Raw genomic sequence first — 22,231 nt, 5'->3', positions numbered from 1 at the left:
TGATGATCAGGGCGTGCTGACCCACGCGATGACCAGTGGAACGGTCAGGATACTTGCGGCGGTCGACAGAAGGATAGCCGCCGATGCCCGATGAGGGGCGACGTTATAATGCGCGGCCAGCATATAGACATTTCCGGCGACCGGCAGCGCAGCGGCGGCAATGGCCACCGAGGCCGGAAAGGCGGCAATTGGCATGATCCACAGCAAGGCCACCGCCACACAGGCGGGATGAACCACGAGTTTGCAAAAACTCAACCACCCGGCGACCTGAACCCGTTCGGCGGATTTGGAGGCCAGCGACGCCCCGATGGCGAAAAGCGCGCCGGGTGTGGCTGCACCGCCAAGAATGGTCAGAAAGTCATTCAATGGCGCTGGGACAGGAAACTGCATTGCGGACCAAAGCATTCCGGCCGAAATGGACACGATCATCGGGTTTTTTACCAGACCCAGTCCGATTAGTTTGAACGTGGCCGGGGCCAACCGCCCGTCGCGACCTGCATTGATCAGGATCACGATCAGCGACGAGAACACCACCAGATCAACGGTCAGCACCAGCATGACGGGGCCGATCGCGGCCTCGGTGAACAGAAGCGCGAGCATCGGAAGGCCCAGAAACCCCACGTTGCCGATGGCCGCGCACTGCGCCTCGACCGCGGCGGTTGGAAAATCGAGCCCGCGCAGCCAAGCGACGCAAGTGGCCAGTCCGTAGACGGCCACCGTGCCTATAAGATAGCCGATGACAAGACGCACATTGAAAATCTCGGCAAAAGGCAGGGTGGCGGCAAATCGAAACAGCATGGCCGACAGGGCGAAATAGAACACGAATTTGGTCAGATAGGCCGTCGCCTCTTCGGTAAAAAAGCGGGTGCGACCGGCCCAGTATCCCAGGCCGATGATCGCGAAAAAAGGCAGGGTGCGCAAAAAGATATCGACCATGGCCGAAGTGTTAGCACGGTTTGGCAGAACGACAAGGCCGCGTATGTATGGTCATGGGGATCAAAGACCGCGTTGGATACGTCTAGACAAAATTACCGGTTTTGTAGGGTTTCGGCGGCATCATTTTGTGCGAATCGTTGTGTCTGAACTAAACGGTTTATAAACTTTAACCTCTTCATCAACGGAGTGAGCATGTCAGAACCAGCCGCCATTTTGCGCACCGGACGCAAGTTCGATCAGGTATTGCGCGGTGCGCGCGAAGTGTTCATGGCGGATGGGTTCGAAGGCGCAAGTGTTGACGATATTGCGCGCGCGGCCGGGGTGTCCAAGGCGACGCTTTACAGCTATTTTCCTGATAAACGTCTGTTATTCATGGAAGTTGCGCAGACAGAATGTACCCTCATGGCCGAACACGTCGTGTCGATGGTGGACGATACGCTGCCGGTGCGCGACGTTCTGTTGATCACGGCAAAACAGTTGACCGCATTTCTTGTATCTGATTTTGCGCAACAGGTTTTCCGTATTTGCGTGGCCGAGCGCGACAGGTTCCCGGAACTGGGCCGCGCGTTTTTTGAGGCCGGGCCGAAACGCGGTACCGGCCACATTGCGGAGTATCTGCAACTGGCAGTCAAAAATGGCGAGTTGGCGATTGAGGATGTACAACTCGCGGCCGAGCAGTTCTCGGAGTTGTGTAAGGTACGGATTTGGGCACGGGCCGTTTTTGGAATTCAGAACCAGTTTTCGCAGGACGAAATAGATGTGGTCGCCTTGCAGGCGGTCGACATGTTCATGGCAAATTACGGGGTTCGATAGGTCGGGATTTGGTTAAACTTTAGGCATTGGGACGTGGCTCTGCGCGTCGCCTCAAGGCTGGGTTTGACTGCGCCGGAATAATAGCGAACCATCGGGCGTATGAAACCAAAGGTCCGGAACTTTTGACCAGTGTGAATTCCAGTTTCTCGCGCCGGCTGGCTGAGCTTGTCGCGCAGATCTACCCTGACAAGGACGTGCCGGACATTGCGAAGCGCGTCTCCGAGGCGTTCTGGCCAACTGGCACACATCGTCGCAAACAAGGACGCAAGCCGGGCAATGGTCTTTGGTCCGAGAAAGACAGCGTTCTGATCACTTACGGCAATTCGATTGAAGATCAGGTGCACAAGCCGCTTGATCTGCTGCATGATTTTCTGATCCGTCACCTGAACGGGGTGGTCAATGGCGTTCATATCCTTCCGTTCTTTCCATTCACCTCCGATGATGGGTTCGCGGTATCGGATTATTACAGCGTCAGTACGCAGCTGGGAGGTTGGCCGGACATCACTCGGATTGCCAGTGATTTCCACCTGATGTCCGATCTTGTGCTGAACCATGTTTCAAGTCAGGGTGTGTGGTTCACAAACTATCTGCAGGGTAAACCGCCACACAACCGGTTCTTTTTTGAAGCTTCACCCGAGGATGATCTGTCTGCGGTTGTCCGTCCTCGCACCACGCCGTTGTTGCGGCAAGTCGATACCAGCGAGGGCGAGAAATACGTTTGGTGCACTTTCAGCCACGATCAGGTCGATCTGGATTTCTCGAACCCCGAGGTTCTGATCGAGATGCTGCGGATCATCCGCCTGCACATCGACAAGGGCGTGCGTATTCTGCGACTGGATGCGGTGGCGTTCGTGTGGAAAGTGATCGGAACGAATTGCATCCACCTGCCGCAAACGCACGCCATCGTGCAATTGTTGCGGCTGTTGTGCGACTATGCCACCGAAACGCTGGTTCTGCTTACGGAAACCAACGTGCCGCGGACTGAAAACCTCAGCTATTTTGGCAACCGGAACGAGGCGCACGCGGTTTATAACTTCCCTCTGCCGCCTTTGATCCTGCATGCGATGCAATCAGGTACGGCGCAATATCTGCGTGAATGGCAGGCCGCGATGCCACCCGCGCAGCTGGGCTGCGCCTATCTAAACTTCACCGCCAGCCATGACGGCATCGGGATGCGCCCGGCCGAGGGCGTTTTGCCCCCCGAGGAAAAGGACCGAATGATCGACACGGTGCGCCGGATCGGCGGATTGGTTTCGATGCGCGCGCTGCCCGACGGGCGCGAGGAACCCTATGAGCTTAACTGCGGGTATTTCGATGCCATGTCCGAGACGTTCCACGGCCCCGATCAATATCATCTGGCACGGTTCATCTGTTCGCAGACCATCGTAATGTCTTTGGAGGGGATACCAGCCTTTTTCATCCATTCCCTTCTGGCCACGCCCAATGATCACGAGGCCGTCGAACGGCGCGGCATGAACCGGGCGATCAACCGGCATCGCTGGCACTATCCCGATTTGTTGGCACGTCTGGCCGATCCGGGGTCAAATCAGGCGCTGGTATTGTCAGAGCTGTCCAAACGTCTGCACCTGCGGTCGCAGCAACCGGCCTTTCACCCCAACGCCACGCAGTTTACCCTGCGGCTGGATGATCGCGTCTTTGGCATCTGGCGGCAGAGTCTGGATCGCAGCCAGTCGATCTTTGCGCTGCACAATGTCTCGGCTGAATTGGTCCATGTCAGCCCCGCCGAGATCAATATGATCGCCGAAGAGGTCTGGACCGACGCATTGACCGGCGAAATCCTAGCCACCAACGGCCCGGATATTGTTCTGGCTCCGTATCAGTGCCGCTGGATCACGAACGCGGGCTGAATTCGTCCAGATCGTCGGATACGGCGGCCTTGAGACGCAGCAGAAACTCGGGGTCGGCCGAATGCACTCGGTTCCATGTAGGGATGAACGGCGTCTCATGCGGGTTGTCCAGAAACACCTGCCCGGCGCGAATGATGTTTTCGGCGAACAGCTCGATGGACTTCTCTTCCTTGTGGCGGTCCAGTTCCAGCCCGTTCATCTTGGCATCGGTATAGTAACCCTCGAGCAGATCCAGCGCCGAGCGATAGTAGGTCGCCTTGAGCGTGCGGAACGTATTGGGCGTAAACACGGTGCCATCGGCGGCCAGTTTGCGGAAGATCGCCTTGCAGATATCGGTGGACATACGCGACAGGCCGCGATTTGCGTCCTCGGGCGAAAGGTCTTGATGTTTGTGGTCGTAATTGTCGGCAATCTCGACCTGACAGACGGATTTCGGGGCCAGATTACGCCACGCTTCAGACAATACGCCGATCTCTAGCCCCCAATCGGATGGAATGCGCAGGTCGGGCAGGGTGGGCGTGCGGATCGCGAACTCTCCCGACAGCGGATAGCGAAAACTGCGCAGGTAATCGAGGTAATCCCGGTCGCCAATGACCTTTTTCAGCGCGATTAGCAGCGGGCTGACCAACAGGCGCGTGACGCGGCCGTTCAGCTTGCCACTGCCAATGCGGGGGTAGAACCCCTTGGCCATCTGGAACGGAAAGGTTGGGTTCACCACCGGATAGACCAGACGATCCAGCATTTGCCGGTCATAGGTTACGATATCGCAATCATGGATCGCCATCACGGAACTGTCGGCGCAAGCCAGCAGATACCCTATGCAGGACCAAACATTCTTGCCCTTGCCCGGCTCTTGCGGCGCCAGTCCCAGTTCTTGCAGATGCGCCTGCAACGCAGTCAGGCGGGGGCTGTCATTCCAGATGACGGCATGGTTTTGCGGCAGATCGGCAAAGAACGCCCGCGCGTGGCGATATTGCGTCTCATCCGCTTGATCCAACCCAATAATGACGCGGTGCAGGTAGGGCACTTGCGCCAGTTCGTGCAAAATCCCGGTCAATGCGGGACCTGCCAACTCTGAATAGAGGCAGGGCAGGATCAGAGTGATCTTGCGCGTCTCGGCAAAGACCGAGATTTCATGGGCCAACTGGCCAGCGGGTCTGCTGCGCAGGTTGTGCAGAGTGGTAATGTTTCCGTTCTGGTGAAAATCGGCCATGTCGTGCGCCTCGTTTTGTCAAATATCCCGGGTCAGCGCCAAAATCGCGTCCGACCAACCTTGTGGACCTGCCTGTTTTGTTCTGAGAATGCGGGCTTCGGTATCGGACGGAAACTGCGATATCCCAGCGCTGTGGGGGTTGTGCACGACCACGCCGTGATCGGCCAGCTCCAGCATCTCACGGTCATTCGGAGCATCCCCCAAAGCGATCGTCAGACGAGGGGTAAAGTGGCTGATAACCTCGCGCATCGCGTCCGCTTTGGTCGAGCCAAACGACAAGGTCAGAAATCGCCCACCCTGACGCGCGTGCAATCCGTGTTCCTGCGCGGCAGCAAGGAATGCTTCAAGGCCTGAAGTGGAGCCAGTCCACAGGCCCGGCTCGCTAAACCGACGCTGTCGGGCAAGCGACGCCTGCTGGGGGTCGAGGCCCGTCAAATTGGCGATCTCGCTATCGGACATATCCCCGAAGCCTTCAAATCCCTTGGGCAGTTCTGCGAGAATTGCCCGCAGCTTGGCATAACAGGTTTCGCCGCTATCGGGCTGGTCCGGCCATAGAACGCCTGCGCCGTTTTCAACGATGGCGGGCATCCCCAAAAGCCCGAGTTCCTGTTGCAGAGGCAGGATTTCTGCTGCGGTTTTACTGCTGGCCAAGACCAGACCGGCCTTCAGGTAAGACAGGCGTTGAAGTCCGGGTTTGGCGGCTGCCCAGCTATAGTCGTGATGATCCAGCAGCGTCCCGTCGAGATCGGAAAAAACCAATAAATCAGGCGCGCGTGTCATGGCCGGGGAGGGGTCGTGCAAAGTTTCATATCGTCAAATTAGAAAACCATGCCCGAGCGAAGTAAATGTATGGCGGTGATAAATACGCCAAATGAACAACCCGCGCCTAAAAAATAGGCGCGGGGGTACCCAGGTCACTCGATAAACGTTTTGGCCAACCGGTCGCTGATAGGTTGCGACAGGTAGGTAAAGACTGCCCGTTCGCCGGTATTCACAAACAGATCGGCGGGCATTCCCGGCACCAGATCCAGTGCCGCGATCGCCTGCGGCTGATCGGCGTCCAATTTGACGCGGGCTTTGTAGTAGGCCTCGCCTGTGCGGTCGTCTTCCAGCGCGTCGGCTGAAATGTCGAAGATCTGACCATTGGCTTCGGGAACATCGGCCTGTGCGAAGGCAGACAGGCGAATGCGCGTGGTTTGCCCGATATGCAGCTTGTCGATGTCGCCGGTCTTGACGCGGGCTTCGACGATCAGGGCCTGATCGGCGGGCACGATGTCCATGATCGGCTCACCGGGTCGGATCACACCACCGGTCGTTGATACCGCCAGGTTCACCACACGGCCGCTGGTCGGGGCCAGAACCTGCGTGCGGTTCAGACGGGCCAGCGTTCCTGCAAATTGCGGACGGACCAGATCAAGCTGGGCTTCGACTACGGCCAGTTCTCCGGCGATGACCTCATCACGCAGTTTCTGCTGGCTGATCAGCGACAATTCCAGTTCCTGCACCTGGTTTTCGGCTTGCGCGATTTGCGTGCGCAGCGAGGCATCGACACCATTAAGACGCTCCAACTCGATCCGGCGCGCGCTGACACGGGTGACAGCAACCAGACCTTTGGCCAACAGGGATTCCAGATTGGTCAGCTCACCTTTGGTGATCTCGATCTGGTTTTGGGTGCTTTGGCGTTGCTCATTCAAACCCGCGATCTGGGCACGCAGACCCGACACGCGCTGCGCGTTGATTTGGGCTTCGGTGTTGCGGGCGCGGGCCTCGGCATCGAAGAGTTGTTTCTGCGTCAGATAGGGCGAGACCCAATGCAGGCGCTCCATGCCTTCCTGAAAACCCGCAAATGCGGCAGCTTCGTAGAAGTGACCTTGGCCGCTCATCTGTGCCAGCAGACGGGCGCGGCGTACTGAAAGCTCGCCCAACTGGCTGCCCTGCACGCTAAGATCGACGTCGATCTCGGTGCTGTCGAGCCGCACGAGGGGTTGCCCGGCCTGCACAAACTCGCCATCCGTGACGAGGATTGCGTGAATGATGCCGCCATCCAGATGCTCGACCGTTTTGCGGTCGCCTTCGACCACGAACGAGGCAGGGGCAACTACTGCGCCGTCCAGTTTCGAGGCCAGGGCCCAATAGGCGCTGCCGCCGACAAAGGCCATCAGGGTGAAGACGCCGAACAGGATATAGCGTCCGATATTTGATGTGGTGTCGTTGATTTCCTTCAGCTGCGCCTCGTGAAAGGCAACTGCACAGTAGGATTGGGAGTGGGGAACCAAGTTTGTCATTGGGCTGCTCCGCTGATCTGAATTTCATTTGCAGGGCGTGGCGACGGGGTCGCAGCGCCGGGTTGATTGGGGGTATCAAGAACGTTGCGCCGGTTAACCTTCAGCACGTCGTCTTTGTCGCCGAATTGGGTCTGGTTACCGTCGCGCAGCACCATGACCTTGTTGGCCGCTTGCAGGGTGGCCGGACGGTGCGTCATCACGATCGAGATCGCTCGGCGGGCTTGCGCGGCCAGAATAGCGTCACGCAGAGCCTGTTCGCCTTCGGCATCCAAGTCCGAGTTCGGTTCGTCCAGAACCAGAACGAACGGATCACCATAAAGCGCGCGGGCCAGGGCCAGACGCTGGCGTTGACCGCCAGACAGGAAAAAACCCTTGCCGATGCGCGTTTCATAGCCGTCGGGCAGCGAGCTGATCAGCTCGTGCACGCCGGCCTCGCGCGCGGCACGCAGAACCTCGGCGTCGTCAATGGCAATCGAGAATCGGCCGATGTTTTCGCGGATTGTGCCGTCAAACAGCTCAACATCCTGCGGCAGGTAGCCGATCTGTTTGCCAAGGTCTTCGTTGTTCCATTTCGACAGCGGGCTGCCGTCCAACAGAACCTCGCCGCGCTGCGGGAACCAGATCCCGGCCAGCATCTTGCCCAGCGTGGTCTTCCCCGATCCGCTATGGCCGATCACAGCCAGCACATCACCCGGTTGCAGGCTGAAATCGATACCGCGGACCGTTGCGTTCATCGCACGCGGCGGACCAGCCTGCGCGATCTTGACGTCCAGCGATTTGAATGCGCGTGGCAGGTTCAGATTGGTCGGCGCTTCCGCATAATCCTCGGTCAGTTTCTTGATCTTGGCATAGGAACCGCGCGCGGCCAGGAAGGTGCGCCACTGGCCGATCAACTGGTCGATAGGCGACAAGGCGCGGGCCAGAACGATGGTTGCGGCGATCATAACACCGGCGGTGGATTCCCCAGTGATGGCCAGCGCGGCACCCAGACCCAGAATGGCCGATTGCAGGCCCATGCGGATCGTTTTGGACAGTACCGAGAAGCTGGCCACACGGTCCGCCGCACGGGTCTTGTACTGGTGTGCATCGGCTTGCAACGCCGTCCAGCGGCGCAGCAGGTCCGACTTCATCCCCAGCGCATGCACAAGTTCGGCGTTCTTGTCGCTGGTGTTGAACAGCGCGTCAGAACGTCCACGCGCCTGCGAGGCTTGCTCCATCGGGCCGCGGGCGCGCGAGTTGTTGATCAATGCCATGATGGTCAAGGTCAGCGCGCCGACCAGACCCAGCAGGCCCAGCAGTGGGTGCAGAACATACAGCACCATCAAATAGATCGGGATCCAAGGGGCGTCGAAAAAGGCGATCAGGGTCGTGCCCGAGATGAACTCGCGGAAGCCGTTGACATCCTCGACCAGATGCTCGCCGGCGTCGCTTTCGCCCTGCACCCGGCGGCGCATCGCAGCGCTGAGCACCGGGGCACCGACGCTCAGCTCGAACCGGGCGGCGAGACGACCCAGGATGCGCATCCGCATCAGGTCAAGGCAGGCGATTACAATGAAAACACCAACCAGAAGAACGGACAGAGCGATCAGTGTGTCGACGTTCTGGCTGGTCAGAACACGGTCATAGACCTGCAACATGTAAAGCGGCCCGGCCAGCATAAGCAGGTTCAGAAACAGGCTGAAGAAGGCGACCGCAACAAAACCCTTGCGCAGTGACCCCCAGGCAGTTTTGACGGGATTGGCATGCTTGAACATTTCTTTGACCCTTTCCGGTTTGAAGAACGGGGCGACCCAAGGCCGCCCCGCTGTTGGTCAGTTACGCGACAAAGTCGTCGTCGTTCAGGTCGGTGCTGTTGACACCGGCGAGGCGGACGGACCCTTCACTGCCGAAGGTGATGACCGCGTCGTCGCCATCTTGTGCAACGCCGACACTGCCGTCGAAGTCGGGTCCGAATTCGCCGAACTGGAGCTGGTCCAGACCGACTTCGAAGTCCTGAATAACGTCGTTGCCGAAGTTGCCTTCGAAGACGAAGGTGTCGTTGCCTGCGCCACCGATCAGGATGTCATCGCCACCCTCACCGTTCAGCACATCGTCACCGGCCTGACCGTTCAGGGTGTTGGACCCCGAGTTGCCCGACAGGATGTCGTCGCCACCATTCGGGCTGCCAGCGTTGTTCGAGCCGTTGATGTTTTCGAACCCAAACACCTGATCCAGGATTGCACCATCGGGTGCATTGACCTGTGCAACGCCGTTGCCTTCTTCATCCAGATCCAGAACAACGCCCGGCCCTGCAGTGAACAGCGCGGTGTCGATCCCTTCGCCACCGATGATCACGTCGGCACCTCCGAAGGAATGGATCGCGTCATTGCCGGCACCACCGTCGAGGATGTTGAACTCGTTGTTGCCAAGGATCAGGTCATCCCCGTCCGAGCCTACAACGTTTTCGAAGTCATCAACTTCGGCGACGATCTGGCCATTCTGGATGATGGCACCGTCGTGCGGACCTTCATCACCGCTGCCAGCAGGGTTCGGCGAAGGACCGCTGAGGTCCAGATCAACGGTTACACCGTCAAAGCTGGAGACGTCGATCGTGTCGCTGTCATCCGAGCCGACAACCCGCTCGATCGAGCGCAGGATGTCCACTTCGATCTGGTTGTCGATGACGTCCTCGCCGATGACACCTGTGCCACCAGTGGCTTCGGTATCCAGCGTTGCACCAGCATCTACCAGCGTGTCCTGCAAGACCGGGCCGTTCTGACCAGCAGGTGCATTGTGCAAGTGCACAGCCGAGACAACACCCGGGATCGGAGTCAACAGATCAGCTTCGTTCAGGCCCGTCACGCTCAACTCGCTGGAATAGGTGACTTCACCGGTTTCCAAGTTTTGAGTGACGACGAGGGTCGCCTGACCGGTCGCTTCGCTGTCGGATGTAGGACCAGGCTCCTGCGAGGCGTCCAGACCACCGCTCAGCGTGACAGTACGGATGCCATTCTCGGTCACGTCGCTGTCAACCAGCAGTTGCCCGCGAATTTCACCAGCCGGGAAGTCCGATGTGTGGATGTTGTAGTACAGGTTGCCCTGGACTGCCTGCTCCACGAACTCGGCGCCGTTGGTGATGGACGATCCGAACTGATCCGGTGCTGCAACAACCGCGTCGGTGACGGTGACGTTAAAGCCTGTGTCACGTGTGGCAGTGCCATTGCCGTTTGCATCCAGGCTGACTTCGACCGCGACATCCAGATCCGAGAAATCGGCTGTGTCGATGCCTTCGCCACCGTCGATGAAGTCATTGCCCAGACCGCCGGTGATGACGTTGTCTGCGTCGCCTGCGATCAGAACGTCATCTCCTGCGCCGCCCGAGATATCACCGTTGGTGGTGCCCAGGTCGACAAAGATGTCGTCGCCGTCGCTCAGCAGAACGTTGCCGTTGATCACGCCTTCGTCGTCGTTGACGATGGTCACGAAGCCTGCATCCGATGCGTCGATCGCATTGACCGTGCCGCGGATTTCGCCTTCGTTCAGGATCGCGCCAACCAGGTTCAGGCCGCCATCAACGCGGATACCTGCTGCGGCGTCCGAGTCCTCGGAACCGGCGATCAGGCCTTCGTTGACCACAACACCCGCGAAAGAGGCGTCGTCCTGGCTGGTGAACAGGCGCAGACCGTCACCGACCTGGTTGCCTTCCAGCGCATCGCCACGACCTTGCAGCGTACCTTCGTTGATGACTGCTGCGGACACGATGTCCCCCGACTCGTCGCCGGTTTGCAACGAAACGGCGGAACCGTTATTGCCTTCGCCTGCATCGACCAGACCCGAGTTGGTGAAGCTGTAGTTGTCAGCAGTGCCATCGGCATAGACTGTGCCGTTGCGCTGATCGCCAGTGCCCAGGATTCCGCCTTCGTTGACAACATCCAGACCGATCCCGTCGATATTCACCGCACGGCTGTCCGATGTCACAGTGCCACGGTTGACGAACGAGCCGCCTGTGTGATCACCTGTGCCAAAGTACACACCGTTCTGGCCGCCTTCGAACAGACCGCCTTCTTCGTTGATCAGCTGACCTTGGAAGTTGACGTTGTTCACCGCACGGAACGCACCGACGGTGCCGTTTGCACCTTCGGATGCAACGGTGCCCGAGTTGGTGATGGTTCCCGAGAACGTGCCCGTGTTGCCGACATTGCCAATACGGATGCCGTCTCCGGCGCCATTGGTGCCTGCCGCCGCGTTGCCGCGACCCTGGATGGTGCCTTCGTTGTTCAGCTCAAAGCTGTTCTCGCCTGCAATCTCAGCGCCAAAGCCCGAACCTTCATTGCCTTCGCCCGCATCGACCACACCGGTCGAAAGGTTGTTGAAGGTAAAGTCCTGCGCAGTGCCATCAGCATAGACTGTGCCGTTGCGCTGATTGTCGGTGCCAAGGATGTCACCGGCGTTGTTCACTTCCAGACCGATGCCATCAATGTTGAACGCGCGGCTGTCGGACGAGATGGTTCCGCCTTCCAGGTTGTTGAACACACCACCGGTGTGATCTGCGCCCTCACCGTTGACCGGGTTGCCGAAATAGACACCATTCTGCACGCCCGAGATATCGCCCGAGTTGTTGAACTTACCTTGGAACGAGACGCCGTTTACAAAACGTACGCCAGCGACGGTACCGTTTGCGCCTTCCGAGTCGATGGTGCCGGTGTTGTTGATGACCGCATCGGTGGTGCCGATGTTGCCGACATTGCCGATCCGCACGCCGTCACCGGCTGCGTTTGTGCCCGCTGCGGCGTTGCCGCGACCCTGGATCGTACCGGCGTTGTCCAGCGTGAACGAGGTCACGCCGTCTGGTGCGTCACCGATTTCAACACCAAAGCCCGAGCCTTGGTTGTGCTCGCCCGCGTCGATGGTCCCGGTTACGAGGTTGTTGACCGAGAAATCATCGGCGGTGCCATCGGCATAGACGGTGCCGTTGCGCTGATCGTCGGTGCCCAGAATGTCGCCACCGTTGATCAAGTTAACCCCTGTGCCATCGATGTTTACGGCGCGGCTGTCGGATTGGATGGTGCCGAAGTTCAGAACGTCAAGATCATGTTCACCCTGGCCAATATACAGACCGTTCGCGGCACCTTCGATCACCCCGGTCGAGGTGTTCAGGATTTCGCCTTCGGTGTTGGCGCCGTCGGCGATGCGGATACCACCGGCAGTGCCTTGGGTGCTTTCCGACGTAATCAGGCCGCCGTTGACGATTTCGGTTTCCAGGATGGTGCCCTCGGCGCCGTTGTCGACGCGAATGCCGTCGCCGGCCAGCGATGTGTTCGATGCTGCCTGACCGCGACCCTGAATGGATGCGCCAAAGCCGTTGAAGATGTCGGTTTCGACACGATCGCCGACCTCGTCACCCACCTGCAGCGACACACCTGCGCCCTGGTTGCCTTCACCTGCGTCAACGGTGCCGCCCGTGAAGTTCGAGATCGAGACGTCCTCGGCGGTCGAGTTGGTGTAGATGGTGCCGTTGCGCTGATCGCCGGTGCCGATGATGTCACCAAAGTTGCGAACGTCGATTCCCTGGCCCTGAATGTCCACAGCCCGGCTGTCCGAGCTGATCACGCCGCCTGCAAAGTTGTCGAGGCTGCCCGAGCTTTCGGCGCCAGCAAATTGCACGCCGTTGAATTCGCCCACGATCTCGCCAAAGTTGCGGATCAAAGCGCTGCCTGTGACCTGAACACCGGTTGCCAGCGCGTCAGGGCCGTTGTTGGCTTCGATACGGCCGGTGGCGAAGTTGAAGATGTCGACGTCCTGGCCTTGGGCTTGAACAGCGGCAACTGCGTTGTTGGTGATGATTTCACCAAAGTTCAGCAGGCGCGAAAAGTCGTTTGCCAGTACAAAAGCCGGGGTGTCATCAACCACGGTGCTTTGCGCGAAGTTGTTAATTAGAGTCTGACCATCACGAGAGGTCTCTTGCGCCAGCGTGGACGTCGTCAAGAGACGTGCGCGAAGGCTGCTTAGAAGTTGGGACAGCATTGGATACTCCGTCAAAAATTGTTTCGTTTTGCAGATCGCTCGCTGCGATGGGCGTTCCGCGTATCAAAGGGGTAGCCAGCCGTGCCGGTCAGCTAAAATTCATCCTTCGAATTGGGGGTATAACCAACGCAAATACTCACGTTATTCGTGAAGATTTTGGGCGTCGCTTGGCGTAAAAACAATGACTTAGCTGAACTTAGATCACTTCGGTAAACTATTCGGTTGCGACAGTTGACACTTATGTGACCAGACGTGATCGTGTTTTCATACACGAGGGGTAGCATTGAGGTAAGAATTGGTCGGCCCGCAGGGGTGCGACTCGGTTTTTATAGTTTGCGAAAATGAATTTCAGAGATTTGGAATATGTCTTGGCCATCGCCAAACATGGCCAGTTCAGTCAGGCCGCCGCGGCCTGCAATGTCTCGCAACCCGCATTGTCCAATCAGGTCAAGAAACTTGAGCAAGAGTTGGGAGTTGAACTGTTTCTGCGCCTCAATAACGAAGTGCGTCCGACAGCCTGTGGTCTACAAGTTCTGCGCATTGCCGAACGTGTTCTGAACGATGCGCAAAAGATACGCGATACGGCGACCAAGTTCCGCGACCCCGAGGCGGTTCCTTACACTATAGGGATGACGCCGACGCTGGCCCCTTATCTGACGCAGTATTTCTCGGACCTGTTCAGCGCCCTGTTCCCGAACATGCGTGTGACGATGATCGAGGACCTGCCGCATAACATGTTGCGCATGGTAGAAGATCACACATTGGATCTTGCACTGGTCGCCAAGGTCAACAACACCGAGACGCTGGAGTTCACGTCGATCTGGTCCGAGCCGTTGTTTCTTGCGGTGCGCGAGGGGCATCCGCTTTGCACCCTGCCATCGATTGCGCCTGAGGAAGTGCCGCGTCACGATTTCATCCGCCTGCCGCATAGTTTCGGCTATGAGCTGGAAAACCGTCTTCCCAAGATCGACCCGGCAAACCGCGCCAGTAAGCGGTTCGACCTAAGCGCGCTGCGGTTCGAGACGATCTGTCGGCATATTTGTCATTCCGACGATTGTACAATCGTGTCGGCCCTGGCGGCCGAGCAATTCAAACGCGACCGCTGGCCTTTGTGCTTTATCCCCTTTGACGCGCCGGGCAACCTGCGCGATCTAGGCGCGGCGACCCGTCCGGGTTGTCCAAGACGGCCGCTTTTGGATCGGATCGGGGCGTTCGTTCTGGAACAGCCTCCGGTCGGTGTGGCCCCAACATTCCAGATGTGATCGCGGAAATCCGAAAACTTGCGCTGTATCAAAGTCGGCGCGACTGATTCCCCTCAAAGCTAGGAACAGAACCGGGCCGTCCCACGCCGGATGGCTGTCTTTGCGTATGCACGCGCTCGCGGACTCGTTAACTTTGTTGACAATGGATTTTGTATTTTGGATACATTGAGCAGTGATTTCGCGGCGGCAAGAGTCGCCAAAGCGTGTTCTGACAAAAAAGCACTAAGCGAAAACCAAACGAACGACATTTCTGGGAGAAACTCATGAAACTTAAGTTTTTGGCCGCAACCGCAGCGATTGCGTTGTCCAGCGCTGCGGCACAGGCAAATACGTTGGTCTATTGCTCGGAAGGCTCGCCCGAAGGTTTTGACCCGGCGCTGTTCACCGCTGGCACCACCTTTGATGCGTCCTCGCACCCGATCTACAACCGCCTGCTGGAATTTGAGACCGGCACCACCAATGTGATCCCAGGCTTGGCCGAAAGCGTCGAGGCCAGCGATGACGGTTTGGAATATACGTTCAAGCTGCGTCAGGGCGTCAAATTCCACTCGAACGACGAATTCACCCCAACCCGCGACTTCAACGCCGATGACGTGATCTTCTCGTTCATGCGCCAGAAGGATGAAGGCCACCCCTATAATCAGGTGTCTGGCGGTACGTGGGAATATTTTCAGGGCATGGGTATGCCCGATCTAGTCGAGTCCATAGAAAAGATCGACGACTACACAGTGAAATTCACGCTGTCTAAACCCGAGGCGCCTTTTGTCGCCAACATGGCGATGGACTTTGCCTCGATCCTGTCGGCGGAATATGCCGACGCGATGATGGAAGCGGGCACACCTGAAAAGCTGAACACCGCGCCTATCGGCACCGGCCCGTTCTCATTCGTGGCCTATCAGAAAGACGCCGTGATCCGCTATGCGCAGAACGCTGATTACTGGAAAGCACCGGCGGATGTGAGCAATCTGATCTTTGCGATTACGCCTGATGCGTCGGTCCGTTATCAAAAGCTGAAGGCGGGTGAATGCCACATCATGCCTTATCCGAACCCCGCCGACATTCAGGCGATGCAGGATGACGCTGACATCAACATGATGGAGCAAGAAGGCCTGAACGTGGGTTATCTGGCTTACAACACCACGATGGAGCCGTTCGACAACCCGAAGGTGCGCAAAGCGCTGAACATGGCGATCGACAAGCAGGCGATCATCGATGTGGTGTTCCAGGGCTCGGGGCAAGCGGCCAAGAACCCGATTCCGCCGACCATGTGGGGTTATAACGAGGCCATCACCGACGATGCCTATGATCCCGAAGCGGCCAAGGCGATGCTGGAAGCCGAAGGCGTCAGCGATCTGTCGATGAAAGTCTGGGCGATGCCGGTTCAACGCCCCTATAACCCGAACGCCCGCCGCATGGCCGAGCTAATCCAGGCAGATTTCGCCAAGGTCGGCGTGGATGTCGAGATCGTCTCCTATGAATGGGGCGAGTACCTGTCACGCTCTAAAGAACTGAACCGCGACGGTGCTGTTCTGCTGGGTTGGACCGGTGACAACGGCGATCCAGACAACTTCCTGGCCGTGCTGCTGGGTTGCGACGGCCGCGAAGCCTCGAACCGTGCGCAATGGTGCCACGAGCCCTTCGAAGATCTGATCCTGAAGGCCAAGCAGACCACTGATCAGGCCGAGCGCACCAAGCTGTATGAAGAGGCGCAGGTCATCTTCAAAGAGCAAGCCCCCTGGGCCACCATCGCACACTCAGTCGTTTACATGCCGATGCGCAACGAAGTGCAGGGCTACAAAGTCCACCCGCTGGGCGGTCACATCTTCTACGGCGTCAGCGTCGAATAAATCATCACTCACGGATCGGAGCCGCCCGTATGGCGGCTCCGGTTTTCTTTTTTGGAGGTCGGCCCCCATGCCGGATTTGTCCGAGTACCGTCAACTGGCAAAGGACATGTCAGTCGATGCCGTGGCCCTCGTGCCCGGTCCCAATTTCACCCGCGCGTTGGGGAAACCCTTCATGAGCCACGAGCGACCCTTTGTGGTCGTTATCCCGGCCCGAGGTAGTCCCGCCGCGATTGTCCCCAATCTGGAGCTTGGCACCTGGGCGCTGGTCGGCTTTGACGGTGCCGTGTTCGATTGGATGGACCAGGCGGGCTATGACAGCGCTTTTGCCGCTTTGGCCGCGCACATGCCGCTGACATCGCTGGCCGTCGAAGGGCAAGTGATGCGGGTCTTTGTGTCGAAGGCTTTCACCAACGCGCTGCCCGATCTGCGCATTGTGGATGCCGAACGCGAAATCTCGGGCTTGCGGATCATAAAGACCGATGACGATATCGCGGCACTGCAAGCGGCAATTGATATCTCGGAACGCGCGCTGGAGCGTGTGATAGCCGATGTGCGCGTCGGACAGACGGAAAAACAGATCGAACAGGCGCTGATTCAGGCACTGTTCGCCGAGGGTGCGGCCTCATTGGCGTTCGCGCCGATTGTGGCGGCTGGTGACAATTCGGCCCAACCGCATGGCAAGGCGCGTGCGGATTATCAGATCAAACCCGGCGACGCGTTGTTGTTCGATTTTGGCGCGCGCAAACACGGCTTTGCCGCCGATATCACCCGCACTTTCTTTGTGGCCGAAGTTTCAGACGAGGGCAGGGATGTCTACGACACCGTCCTGCGTGCCAACCTCGAAGGGTTCAACGCCTGCCGCCCCGGTGCTACGGCGCATGACATCGACGATGCCGTCACCCGCGTGCTTGAGGCATCGCCCTATGCTGACCGTATACGCACCAAAACCGGGCACGGGTTGGGCCGCGATGTGCATGAAGCGCCCTATGTCATGCGTGGAAATCATCAGGACATCCTTCCCGGCATGGTCTGGACCAATGAGCCGGGGCTTTATGACCTCGGAAATTTTGGTGTACGGATCGAAGATGACGTTCTGGTGACGCAGGATGGCTGTCGGTCACTGACCCGCTTTCCCAAAGATCTCACAATCATAGGTCGCTGATGTTTGGCTACTTCCTTTCGCGCCTTGGAATGTTCGTTCCGACATTTCTGGGCGTGACGCTGATTTCCTTCATGTTCATCCGGGTGCTGCCCGGCGATCCCATCATCGTCATGGCCGGAGAACGCGGTATGACTGAAGAACGCTATCAAGAGATGGTGGTCAAGCTGGGCTTCGACAAACCGGTGCTGCAGCAATACTGGGACTATCTGGTCGGCGTTATGCATGGCGACTTGGGCGAAAGCTTTGTCACTAAGAAACCGGTCTGGGATGAGTTCTTTGCCTTGTTCCCCGCCACGCTGGAACTGTCGATCTGCGCAATGATCTTTGCGGTGGCTCTGGGCTTACCTGCGGGTGTGATTGCAGCCGTGAACCGAGGCAGGTTCTTTGACCGCGCGTTGATGTCCTCGGCTTTGGTTGGCTATTCGATGCCGATCTTCTGGTGGGCCCTGCTGCTGATCATCGTGTTCTCGGGCAATCTGGGTTGGACGCCGGTATCGGGGCGGATCGACCTGCTGTATTACTTCCCCAGCGTGACCGGGTTCATGCTGATCGACAGCTTGCTGTCGGGGCAGGAGGGGGCGTTTACCTCAGCCGTACGCCACCTGATTCTGCCGACCATCGTGCTGGGCACCATCCCGCTGGCGGTGATCGCGCGCCAGACTCGCTCGGCCATGTTAGAAGTTTTGGGCGAGGATTACATTCGCACCGCCCGCGCCAAGGGTCTTGCGCCCACGCGGATCAACGGGCTGCATGCGCTGCGCAATGCTCTGATCCCGGTGATCACGGTGATCGGCCTGTCGGTCGGTACGCTGCTTGCGGGCGCAATTCTGACCGAGACGATCTTTAGCTGGCCGGGCATCGGCAAGTGGATGGTCGACAGTATTTTCCGCCGCGATTATCCGGTGGTGCAGGGCGGGCTGCTGATGATCGCCGTGATCGTGATGCTGGTGAACCTGATGGTCGATGTCCTTTACGGCATCATTAACCCCAAAATCCGGAGACGGTGATGGCCGAGCTTTCCGCAACCACCCCCAAGACCGAGGACCGCCCCAGCGCCCTGCGCGAATTCTGGTTCTATTTCAGCGAAAACCGTGGCGCGGTGATCGGGTTGTATGTGTTCATGGCCTTCGTGATCTGCGCGGCTTTTGCGCCTTTGCTGGCACCCTATGACCCGACCGAACAGTTCCGCGATCACATCCTGCAACCCCCCGCGTGGCAAGAGGGCGGCAGCTGGGCCTTCCCGCTGGGCACCGATCCGTTGGGGCGGGATATGCTGTCGCGGCTGATCATGGGATCACGCTATTCCTTCTTTGTGGGCATCGTTGTTGTCTGTGTGGCCGTGACGGGCGGCGTGATCATCGGGCTATTGTCCGGCTTTGCACCGAAATGGGTCGATACGCTGATCATGCGGGTGATGGATATCATCCTGTCCTTCCCCTCGCTGCTGTTGGCGCTGGTGCTGGTGGCTATTCTTGGGCCGTCGCTGACCAATGCGATGATCGCCATCGCCATCGTTTTTCAGCCGCATTACGTGCGCCTGACCCGAGCCTCGGTTCTGTCTGAGCGGCAGAAAGACTATGTGACCTCGGCCCGTGTGGCGGGCGCGGGCAAGGCGCGGCTGATGTTCAAGACTGTGCTGCCTAACTGTCTGGCCCCGATCATAGTGCAGGCGGCATTGTCTTTCTCGACCGCCATTCTGGACGCAGCCGCCCTTGGATTTCTGGGCATGGGTGCACAGCCACCCACGCCGGAATGGGGCACCATGCTGGCCGAAGCGCGCGAGTTCATTCTGCGCGCCTGGTGGGTCGTCACCTTCCCCGGCCTTGCCATTCTGGTCACGGTGCTGGCGATCAACCTGATGGGCGACGGCCTGCGCGACGCGCTGGACCCGAAACTGAAGCGGAGCTGACGATATGAGCTTGTTGGATATCCGAAACCTCACTGTCGAGTTTGCCACCGCCTCGGGCCAGTTCCGCGCCGTGGACGGTGTGGACCTTTCTGTCGACAAGGGCGAGCTGATGGCCATTGTGGGCGAAAGCGGCTCGGGCAAATCCGTGTCGATGCTGGCGCTGATGGGCCTGTTGCCTTGGACCGCCACGATCACCGCCGACCAGCTGAGTTTCGAGGGCATTGACCTGACCAAAATCTCGGCCCGTGACCGGCGCAAGATCATCGGCAAGGACATCGCCATGATCTTTCAGGAGCCGATGTCGTCGCTGAACCCCTGTTTTACTGTGGGCTTCCAGATCAAAGAAGCGCTGCGTATCCATCTGGGCCTGAACCGCAAGGATCGTCACCAACGCGCGATCGAGCTGTTTGATCAGGTCGGCATTCCCGCGCCGGAAAGCCGGTTGAATACCTTTCCGCACCAAATGTCAGGCGGTATGAACCAGCGGGTCATGATCGCCATGGCGATTGCCTGCAACCCCAAGCTACTGATCGCTGATGAGCCGACAACAGCGCTGGACGTCACCATTCAGGCGCAGATTCTGGACCTTCTGGTGCGGCTGCGCGATGAACAGGGGATGGGTCTGGTGCTGATCACCCACGATATGGGCGTGGTGGCCGAAACCGCCGAACGCGTGCAGGTACAATACGCTGGTCAAAAGGTTGAAGAACAGCCCGTCAAAGATCTGTTCCGCACCCCGCGCCACCCCTATACCTCTGCGTTGCTAAGCGCACTGCCGGAACGGGCGACCTCTAAAATGTTGCCGACGATTCCGGGTGTGGTGCCGGGGCAGTTCGACCGCCCCAAAGGCTGTCTGTTCAGCCCACGCTGTCAGTTCGCCGATGGCACCTGTCAGGCCATCCCGCCCACACCGCATAGCGATTTGTTCGGCAAGGCGCGGTGTCACCATGTCGAAAGAATTGCAGCCGGAGAAATGGCATGACAGCTCCTATCGTTCAGGCAAACGCGCTGGCGCGACACTATGAGGTCAAGGGCGGGTTGTTGTCGAAATCGGCTACGGTCAAAGCCCTGTCCGGCGTCGACTTCGCGCTGCAACCGGGCAAGACACTGGCGATCGTCGGCGAGTCGGGCTGTGGCAAGTCCACTCTGGCGCGCGTCGTTACGATGATCGAAGAGCCGACCTCGGGCACGTTGTCCATTGACGGGGTCGATATCACGCCGTCGAAATGGGCGCAGATGCGCGATACGGTGCAGATCGTGTTTCAGGACCCCTATGGCTCATTGAACCCACGCCAGCGGATTGGGCAAATTCTGCAGGAGCCGCTGATCATCAACCGCCCTGACATGTCTGCCGCCGACCGCGAAGCACGGGCGCGCGAGATGATTGATCTGGTCGGGCTGCGGTCGGAACACTATGACCGCTATCCGCACATGTTCTCGGGCGGTCAACGTCAGCGGATCGCAATTGCACGCGCGCTGATGCTGAACCCCAAAGTGCTGGTGCTGGACGAGCCGGTCTCGGCCTTGGACGTGTCGATCCAGTCGCAAATCCTGAACCTTCTGGTCGAATTGCAAGAGCGCCTGAACCTTGCCTATCTGTTCATCTCGCATGACCTGTCGGTAGTTAAACACTTCGCCGATGATGTGATCGTTATGTATCTGGGCCGCGCGGTCGAGCACGCCACGAAAGACCAACTGTTCGCCGCCCCCCGTCATCCCTATTCCAAGGCGCTGTTATCGACCACGCCGCGCGCGGACCCTGAGGCGCGCAAGGAACGGATCAAGCTGGAGGGCGAGTTGCCCTCACCCATGAACATCCCCAAAGGCTGCGCTTTTGCGCAAAGATGTTGGCTCGCAACAGATGAATGCCGCGCAGCCCCGCCAGAGCTGTCAGGCGAAGCCCATCGCGTGGCCTGTCTGCATCCGCTGGACTGACCCTAGTCTTCGGAGTTTCGCGTTGCCGTGACCATGGCCAGCAACTGGTCTTTGGTGCGTTGGATGTGCCGGGTTAGCAGATCGCACCCGGCTTCGACATCGCGCGCGCGGGCAAGGGCCAGTAACTCGCCATGATCACGCTTGGCGGGTTCGCGCTGTTCCATGACGCTTAGATGCATACGGACATAGCGATCCGATTGCACATTGACCCGTTGCAGAATGTCATTGGTAAGCCCGCGCCCTGCCGCTGCATAAAGCGCCTTATGATATTCATAGTTCAGACCGCCCCAGCGCCCGACATCGTAGGCTTCGTAGGATTTCTCCATCTCATCCAGCAACCTTTCGCATATGGCGAAATCGGCTTCGGTCATAAGTGGGATCGCGCGGCGGAACAGGTCAACTTCGAGCAACACGCGTAGGTCGAATATCTCGGCGATTTCGTCCAGCGAGTGCGTGGTCACGGCAGCGCCGCGATTGTTGGTCAATTGTACCAGCCCTTCGGCATCCAACCGCTTGAGCGCCTCGCGGATCGGCATGCGCGAGACATCATAGTCCTCGGCCAGCGCTTCTTGGCGGATGGTCTCACCCTCGGCCATCTCGCCGCTGAGGATTCGCTCGCGCAAGTCATTGGTAATGACATCTGGCAGGCTTTGCCGTGGGATCGCGCGGGTGCTTGGCATTGTGTTCATCTCGGGCAGTGCATTTTGTATCCAAAGTACAAACTGGAGGCGAGATTTCCAAGGCCTTAGCGAATGGGTATTTTGCGCACCCAAGCTGACCTGACATTCGGTTGATGCAGCCATTAAAATAAAACCCCAGACTGCTGATGCGATCTGGGGTCCATTGGTAAGTGATTTGGTGCCAGGGTTAGCCCTGAACAACATCCTGCCGTTGCACGCCCAGTCCTTCGATCCCCAACTCCATCTTGTCGCCGGGCTTCAGATAGGTTTGCGGGTTCTGTCCCATCCCAACACCCGGAGGCGTCCCGGTCGAGATCA

17 protein-coding genes are annotated in these 22,231 nt (G+C 58.6%); 9 read left to right on the top strand and 8 right to left on the bottom strand.

Features of this window, described 5'->3' with window-relative positions:
- Positions 1–6: 6 nt before the first annotated feature.
- Positions 7–936: an AEC family transporter gene (locus ACR0DB_RS11870; protein ID WP_480551084.1), complete on the bottom strand. Its 930-nt coding sequence runs from the start codon at positions 934–936 to the stop codon at positions 7–9.
- Positions 937–1,128: 192 nt separating this feature from the next.
- Between ACR0DB_RS11870 and ACR0DB_RS11865 the strand changes: the two genes are divergently transcribed.
- Positions 1,129–1,749: a TetR/AcrR family transcriptional regulator gene (locus ACR0DB_RS11865; protein ID WP_480551082.1), complete on the top strand. Its 621-nt coding sequence runs from the start codon at positions 1,129–1,131 to the stop codon at positions 1,747–1,749.
- A 131-nt stretch (positions 1,750–1,880) separates the two neighbouring features.
- Positions 1,881–3,617 carry a sugar phosphorylase gene (locus ACR0DB_RS11860; RefSeq protein ID WP_480551466.1) on the top strand — a complete coding sequence of 579 codons (1,737 nt, stop codon included), beginning with the start codon at positions 1,881–1,883 and terminating at the stop codon, positions 3,615–3,617.
- Here the strand turns inward: ACR0DB_RS11860 and ACR0DB_RS11855 are convergent.
- The 5 genes from ACR0DB_RS11855 to ACR0DB_RS11835 all read right to left on the bottom strand — a co-directional run bounded on the left by ACR0DB_RS11855 (position 3,601) and on the right by ACR0DB_RS11835 (position 13,118).
- Positions 3,601–4,830: a glycosyltransferase family protein gene (locus ACR0DB_RS11855; RefSeq protein ID WP_480551080.1), complete on the bottom strand. Its 1,230-nt coding sequence runs from the start codon at positions 4,828–4,830 to the stop codon at positions 3,601–3,603. The two genes, ACR0DB_RS11860 and ACR0DB_RS11855, sit on opposite strands and share 17 nt — an antisense overlap.
- Positions 4,831–4,848: 18 nt before the next feature.
- Complete coding sequence (locus ACR0DB_RS11850) at positions 4,849–5,610, bottom strand: HAD-IIB family hydrolase (RefSeq protein ID WP_480551078.1); 762 nt, start codon at positions 5,608–5,610, stop codon at positions 4,849–4,851.
- Between the two features lie 134 nt (positions 5,611–5,744).
- Positions 5,745–7,115 carry an HlyD family type I secretion periplasmic adaptor subunit gene (locus ACR0DB_RS11845; protein WP_170773098.1) on the bottom strand — a complete coding sequence of 457 codons (1,371 nt, stop codon included), beginning with the start codon at positions 7,113–7,115 and terminating at the stop codon, positions 5,745–5,747.
- Positions 7,112–8,869 (bottom strand): type I secretion system permease/ATPase, encoded by a 1,758-nt coding sequence (locus ACR0DB_RS11840; protein ID WP_480551076.1) that lies wholly within the window; start codon positions 8,867–8,869, stop codon positions 7,112–7,114. Before ACR0DB_RS11840 ends, ACR0DB_RS11845 begins: the two co-directional genes overlap by 4 nt.
- A 61-nt stretch (positions 8,870–8,930) precedes the next feature.
- The gene (locus ACR0DB_RS11835; RefSeq protein ID WP_480551074.1) at positions 8,931–13,118 is read right to left on the bottom strand and encodes a beta strand repeat-containing protein; all 4,188 of its coding nucleotides are present in this window, start codon (positions 13,116–13,118) and stop codon (positions 8,931–8,933) included.
- A gap of 341 nt (positions 13,119–13,459) precedes the next feature.
- Between ACR0DB_RS11835 and ACR0DB_RS11830 the strand changes: the two genes are divergently transcribed.
- From ACR0DB_RS11830 to ACR0DB_RS11800, 7 genes are all read left to right on the top strand, one after another.
- Positions 13,460–14,380: a LysR family transcriptional regulator gene (locus ACR0DB_RS11830; RefSeq protein ID WP_480551072.1), complete on the top strand. Its 921-nt coding sequence runs from the start codon at positions 13,460–13,462 to the stop codon at positions 14,378–14,380.
- Positions 14,381–14,643: 263 nt separating this feature from the next.
- The gene (locus tag ACR0DB_RS11825) at positions 14,644–16,227 is read left to right on the top strand and encodes an ABC transporter substrate-binding protein (RefSeq protein WP_170773089.1); all 1,584 of its coding nucleotides are present in this window, start codon (positions 14,644–14,646) and stop codon (positions 16,225–16,227) included.
- A gap of 67 nt (positions 16,228–16,294) precedes the next feature.
- Positions 16,295–17,389 (top strand): M24 family metallopeptidase, encoded by a 1,095-nt coding sequence (locus ACR0DB_RS11820; RefSeq protein ID WP_480551070.1) that lies wholly within the window; start codon positions 16,295–16,297, stop codon positions 17,387–17,389.
- Positions 17,389–18,396, top strand: coding sequence for an ABC transporter permease subunit (locus ACR0DB_RS11815; protein ID WP_480551068.1), 1,008 nt, complete (start codon positions 17,389–17,391; stop codon positions 18,394–18,396). The genes ACR0DB_RS11820 and ACR0DB_RS11815 overlap by 1 nt, the downstream gene beginning before the upstream one ends.
- Positions 18,396–19,298: an ABC transporter permease subunit gene (locus ACR0DB_RS11810; protein ID WP_170785567.1), complete on the top strand. Its 903-nt coding sequence runs from the start codon at positions 18,396–18,398 to the stop codon at positions 19,296–19,298. The genes ACR0DB_RS11815 and ACR0DB_RS11810 overlap by 1 nt, the downstream gene beginning before the upstream one ends.
- Positions 19,299–19,302: 4 nt before the next feature.
- Positions 19,303–20,280: an ABC transporter ATP-binding protein gene (locus tag ACR0DB_RS11805; RefSeq protein ID WP_480551065.1), complete on the top strand. Its 978-nt coding sequence runs from the start codon at positions 19,303–19,305 to the stop codon at positions 20,278–20,280.
- Complete coding sequence (locus tag ACR0DB_RS11800; RefSeq protein ID WP_170773081.1) at positions 20,277–21,233, top strand: ABC transporter ATP-binding protein; 957 nt, start codon at positions 20,277–20,279, stop codon at positions 21,231–21,233. Before ACR0DB_RS11805 ends, ACR0DB_RS11800 begins: the two co-directional genes overlap by 4 nt.
- Positions 21,234–21,235: 2 nt before the next feature.
- Here the strand turns inward: ACR0DB_RS11800 and ACR0DB_RS11795 are convergent, their stop codons facing one another.
- Together ACR0DB_RS11795 and ACR0DB_RS11790 are read right to left on the bottom strand one after the other, a co-directional pair.
- Positions 21,236–21,913 (bottom strand): GntR family transcriptional regulator, encoded by a 678-nt coding sequence (locus ACR0DB_RS11795; protein WP_480551063.1) that lies wholly within the window; start codon positions 21,911–21,913, stop codon positions 21,236–21,238.
- 187 nt (positions 21,914–22,100) lie between these two features.
- The coding region (locus ACR0DB_RS11790; RefSeq protein ID WP_480551464.1) for a fumarylacetoacetate hydrolase family protein at positions 22,101–22,231 on the bottom strand (131 nt) is incomplete at its 5' end.

It is taken from the genome of Ruegeria sp. AB6 (genome assembly GCF_056542685.1).
The sequence above is the reverse complement of the archived record's forward strand: the minus strand, read 5'-3'. Positions and strand labels throughout refer to the sequence as shown.

Bases quoted from the DNA above. Each gene is read 5' to 3' on its own strand.
- ACR0DB_RS11815 (WP_480551068.1), top strand. From the start codon at position 17,389: ATGTTTGGCTACTTCCTTTCGCGCCTTGGAATGTTCGTTCCGACATTT.
- ACR0DB_RS11795 (WP_480551063.1), bottom strand. From the start codon at position 21,913: ATGCCAAGCACCCGCGCGATCCCACGGCAAAGCCTGCCAGATGTCATT.
- ACR0DB_RS11850 (WP_480551078.1), bottom strand. From the start codon at position 5,610: ATGACACGCGCGCCTGATTTATTGGTTTTTTCCGATCTCGACGGGACG.
- ACR0DB_RS11865 (WP_480551082.1), top strand. From the start codon at position 1,129: ATGTCAGAACCAGCCGCCATTTTGCGCACCGGACGCAAGTTCGATCAG.
- ACR0DB_RS11835 (WP_480551074.1), bottom strand. From the start codon at position 13,118: ATGCTGTCCCAACTTCTAAGCAGCCTTCGCGCACGTCTCTTGACGACG.
- ACR0DB_RS11820 (WP_480551070.1), top strand. From the start codon at position 16,295: ATGCCGGATTTGTCCGAGTACCGTCAACTGGCAAAGGACATGTCAGTC.
- ACR0DB_RS11810 (WP_170785567.1), top strand. From the start codon at position 18,396: ATGGCCGAGCTTTCCGCAACCACCCCCAAGACCGAGGACCGCCCCAGC.
- ACR0DB_RS11840 (WP_480551076.1), bottom strand. From the start codon at position 8,869: ATGTTCAAGCATGCCAATCCCGTCAAAACTGCCTGGGGGTCACTGCGC.
- ACR0DB_RS11805 (WP_480551065.1), top strand. From the start codon at position 19,303: ATGAGCTTGTTGGATATCCGAAACCTCACTGTCGAGTTTGCCACCGCC.
- ACR0DB_RS11845 (WP_170773098.1), bottom strand. From the start codon at position 7,115: ATGACAAACTTGGTTCCCCACTCCCAATCCTACTGTGCAGTTGCCTTT.
- ACR0DB_RS11830 (WP_480551072.1), top strand. From the start codon at position 13,460: ATGAATTTCAGAGATTTGGAATATGTCTTGGCCATCGCCAAACATGGC.
- ACR0DB_RS11825 (WP_170773089.1), top strand. From the start codon at position 14,644: ATGAAACTTAAGTTTTTGGCCGCAACCGCAGCGATTGCGTTGTCCAGC.
- ACR0DB_RS11870 (WP_480551084.1), bottom strand. From the start codon at position 936: ATGGTCGATATCTTTTTGCGCACCCTGCCTTTTTTCGCGATCATCGGC.
- ACR0DB_RS11855 (WP_480551080.1), bottom strand. From the start codon at position 4,830: ATGGCCGATTTTCACCAGAACGGAAACATTACCACTCTGCACAACCTG.
- ACR0DB_RS11800 (WP_170773081.1), top strand. From the start codon at position 20,277: ATGACAGCTCCTATCGTTCAGGCAAACGCGCTGGCGCGACACTATGAG.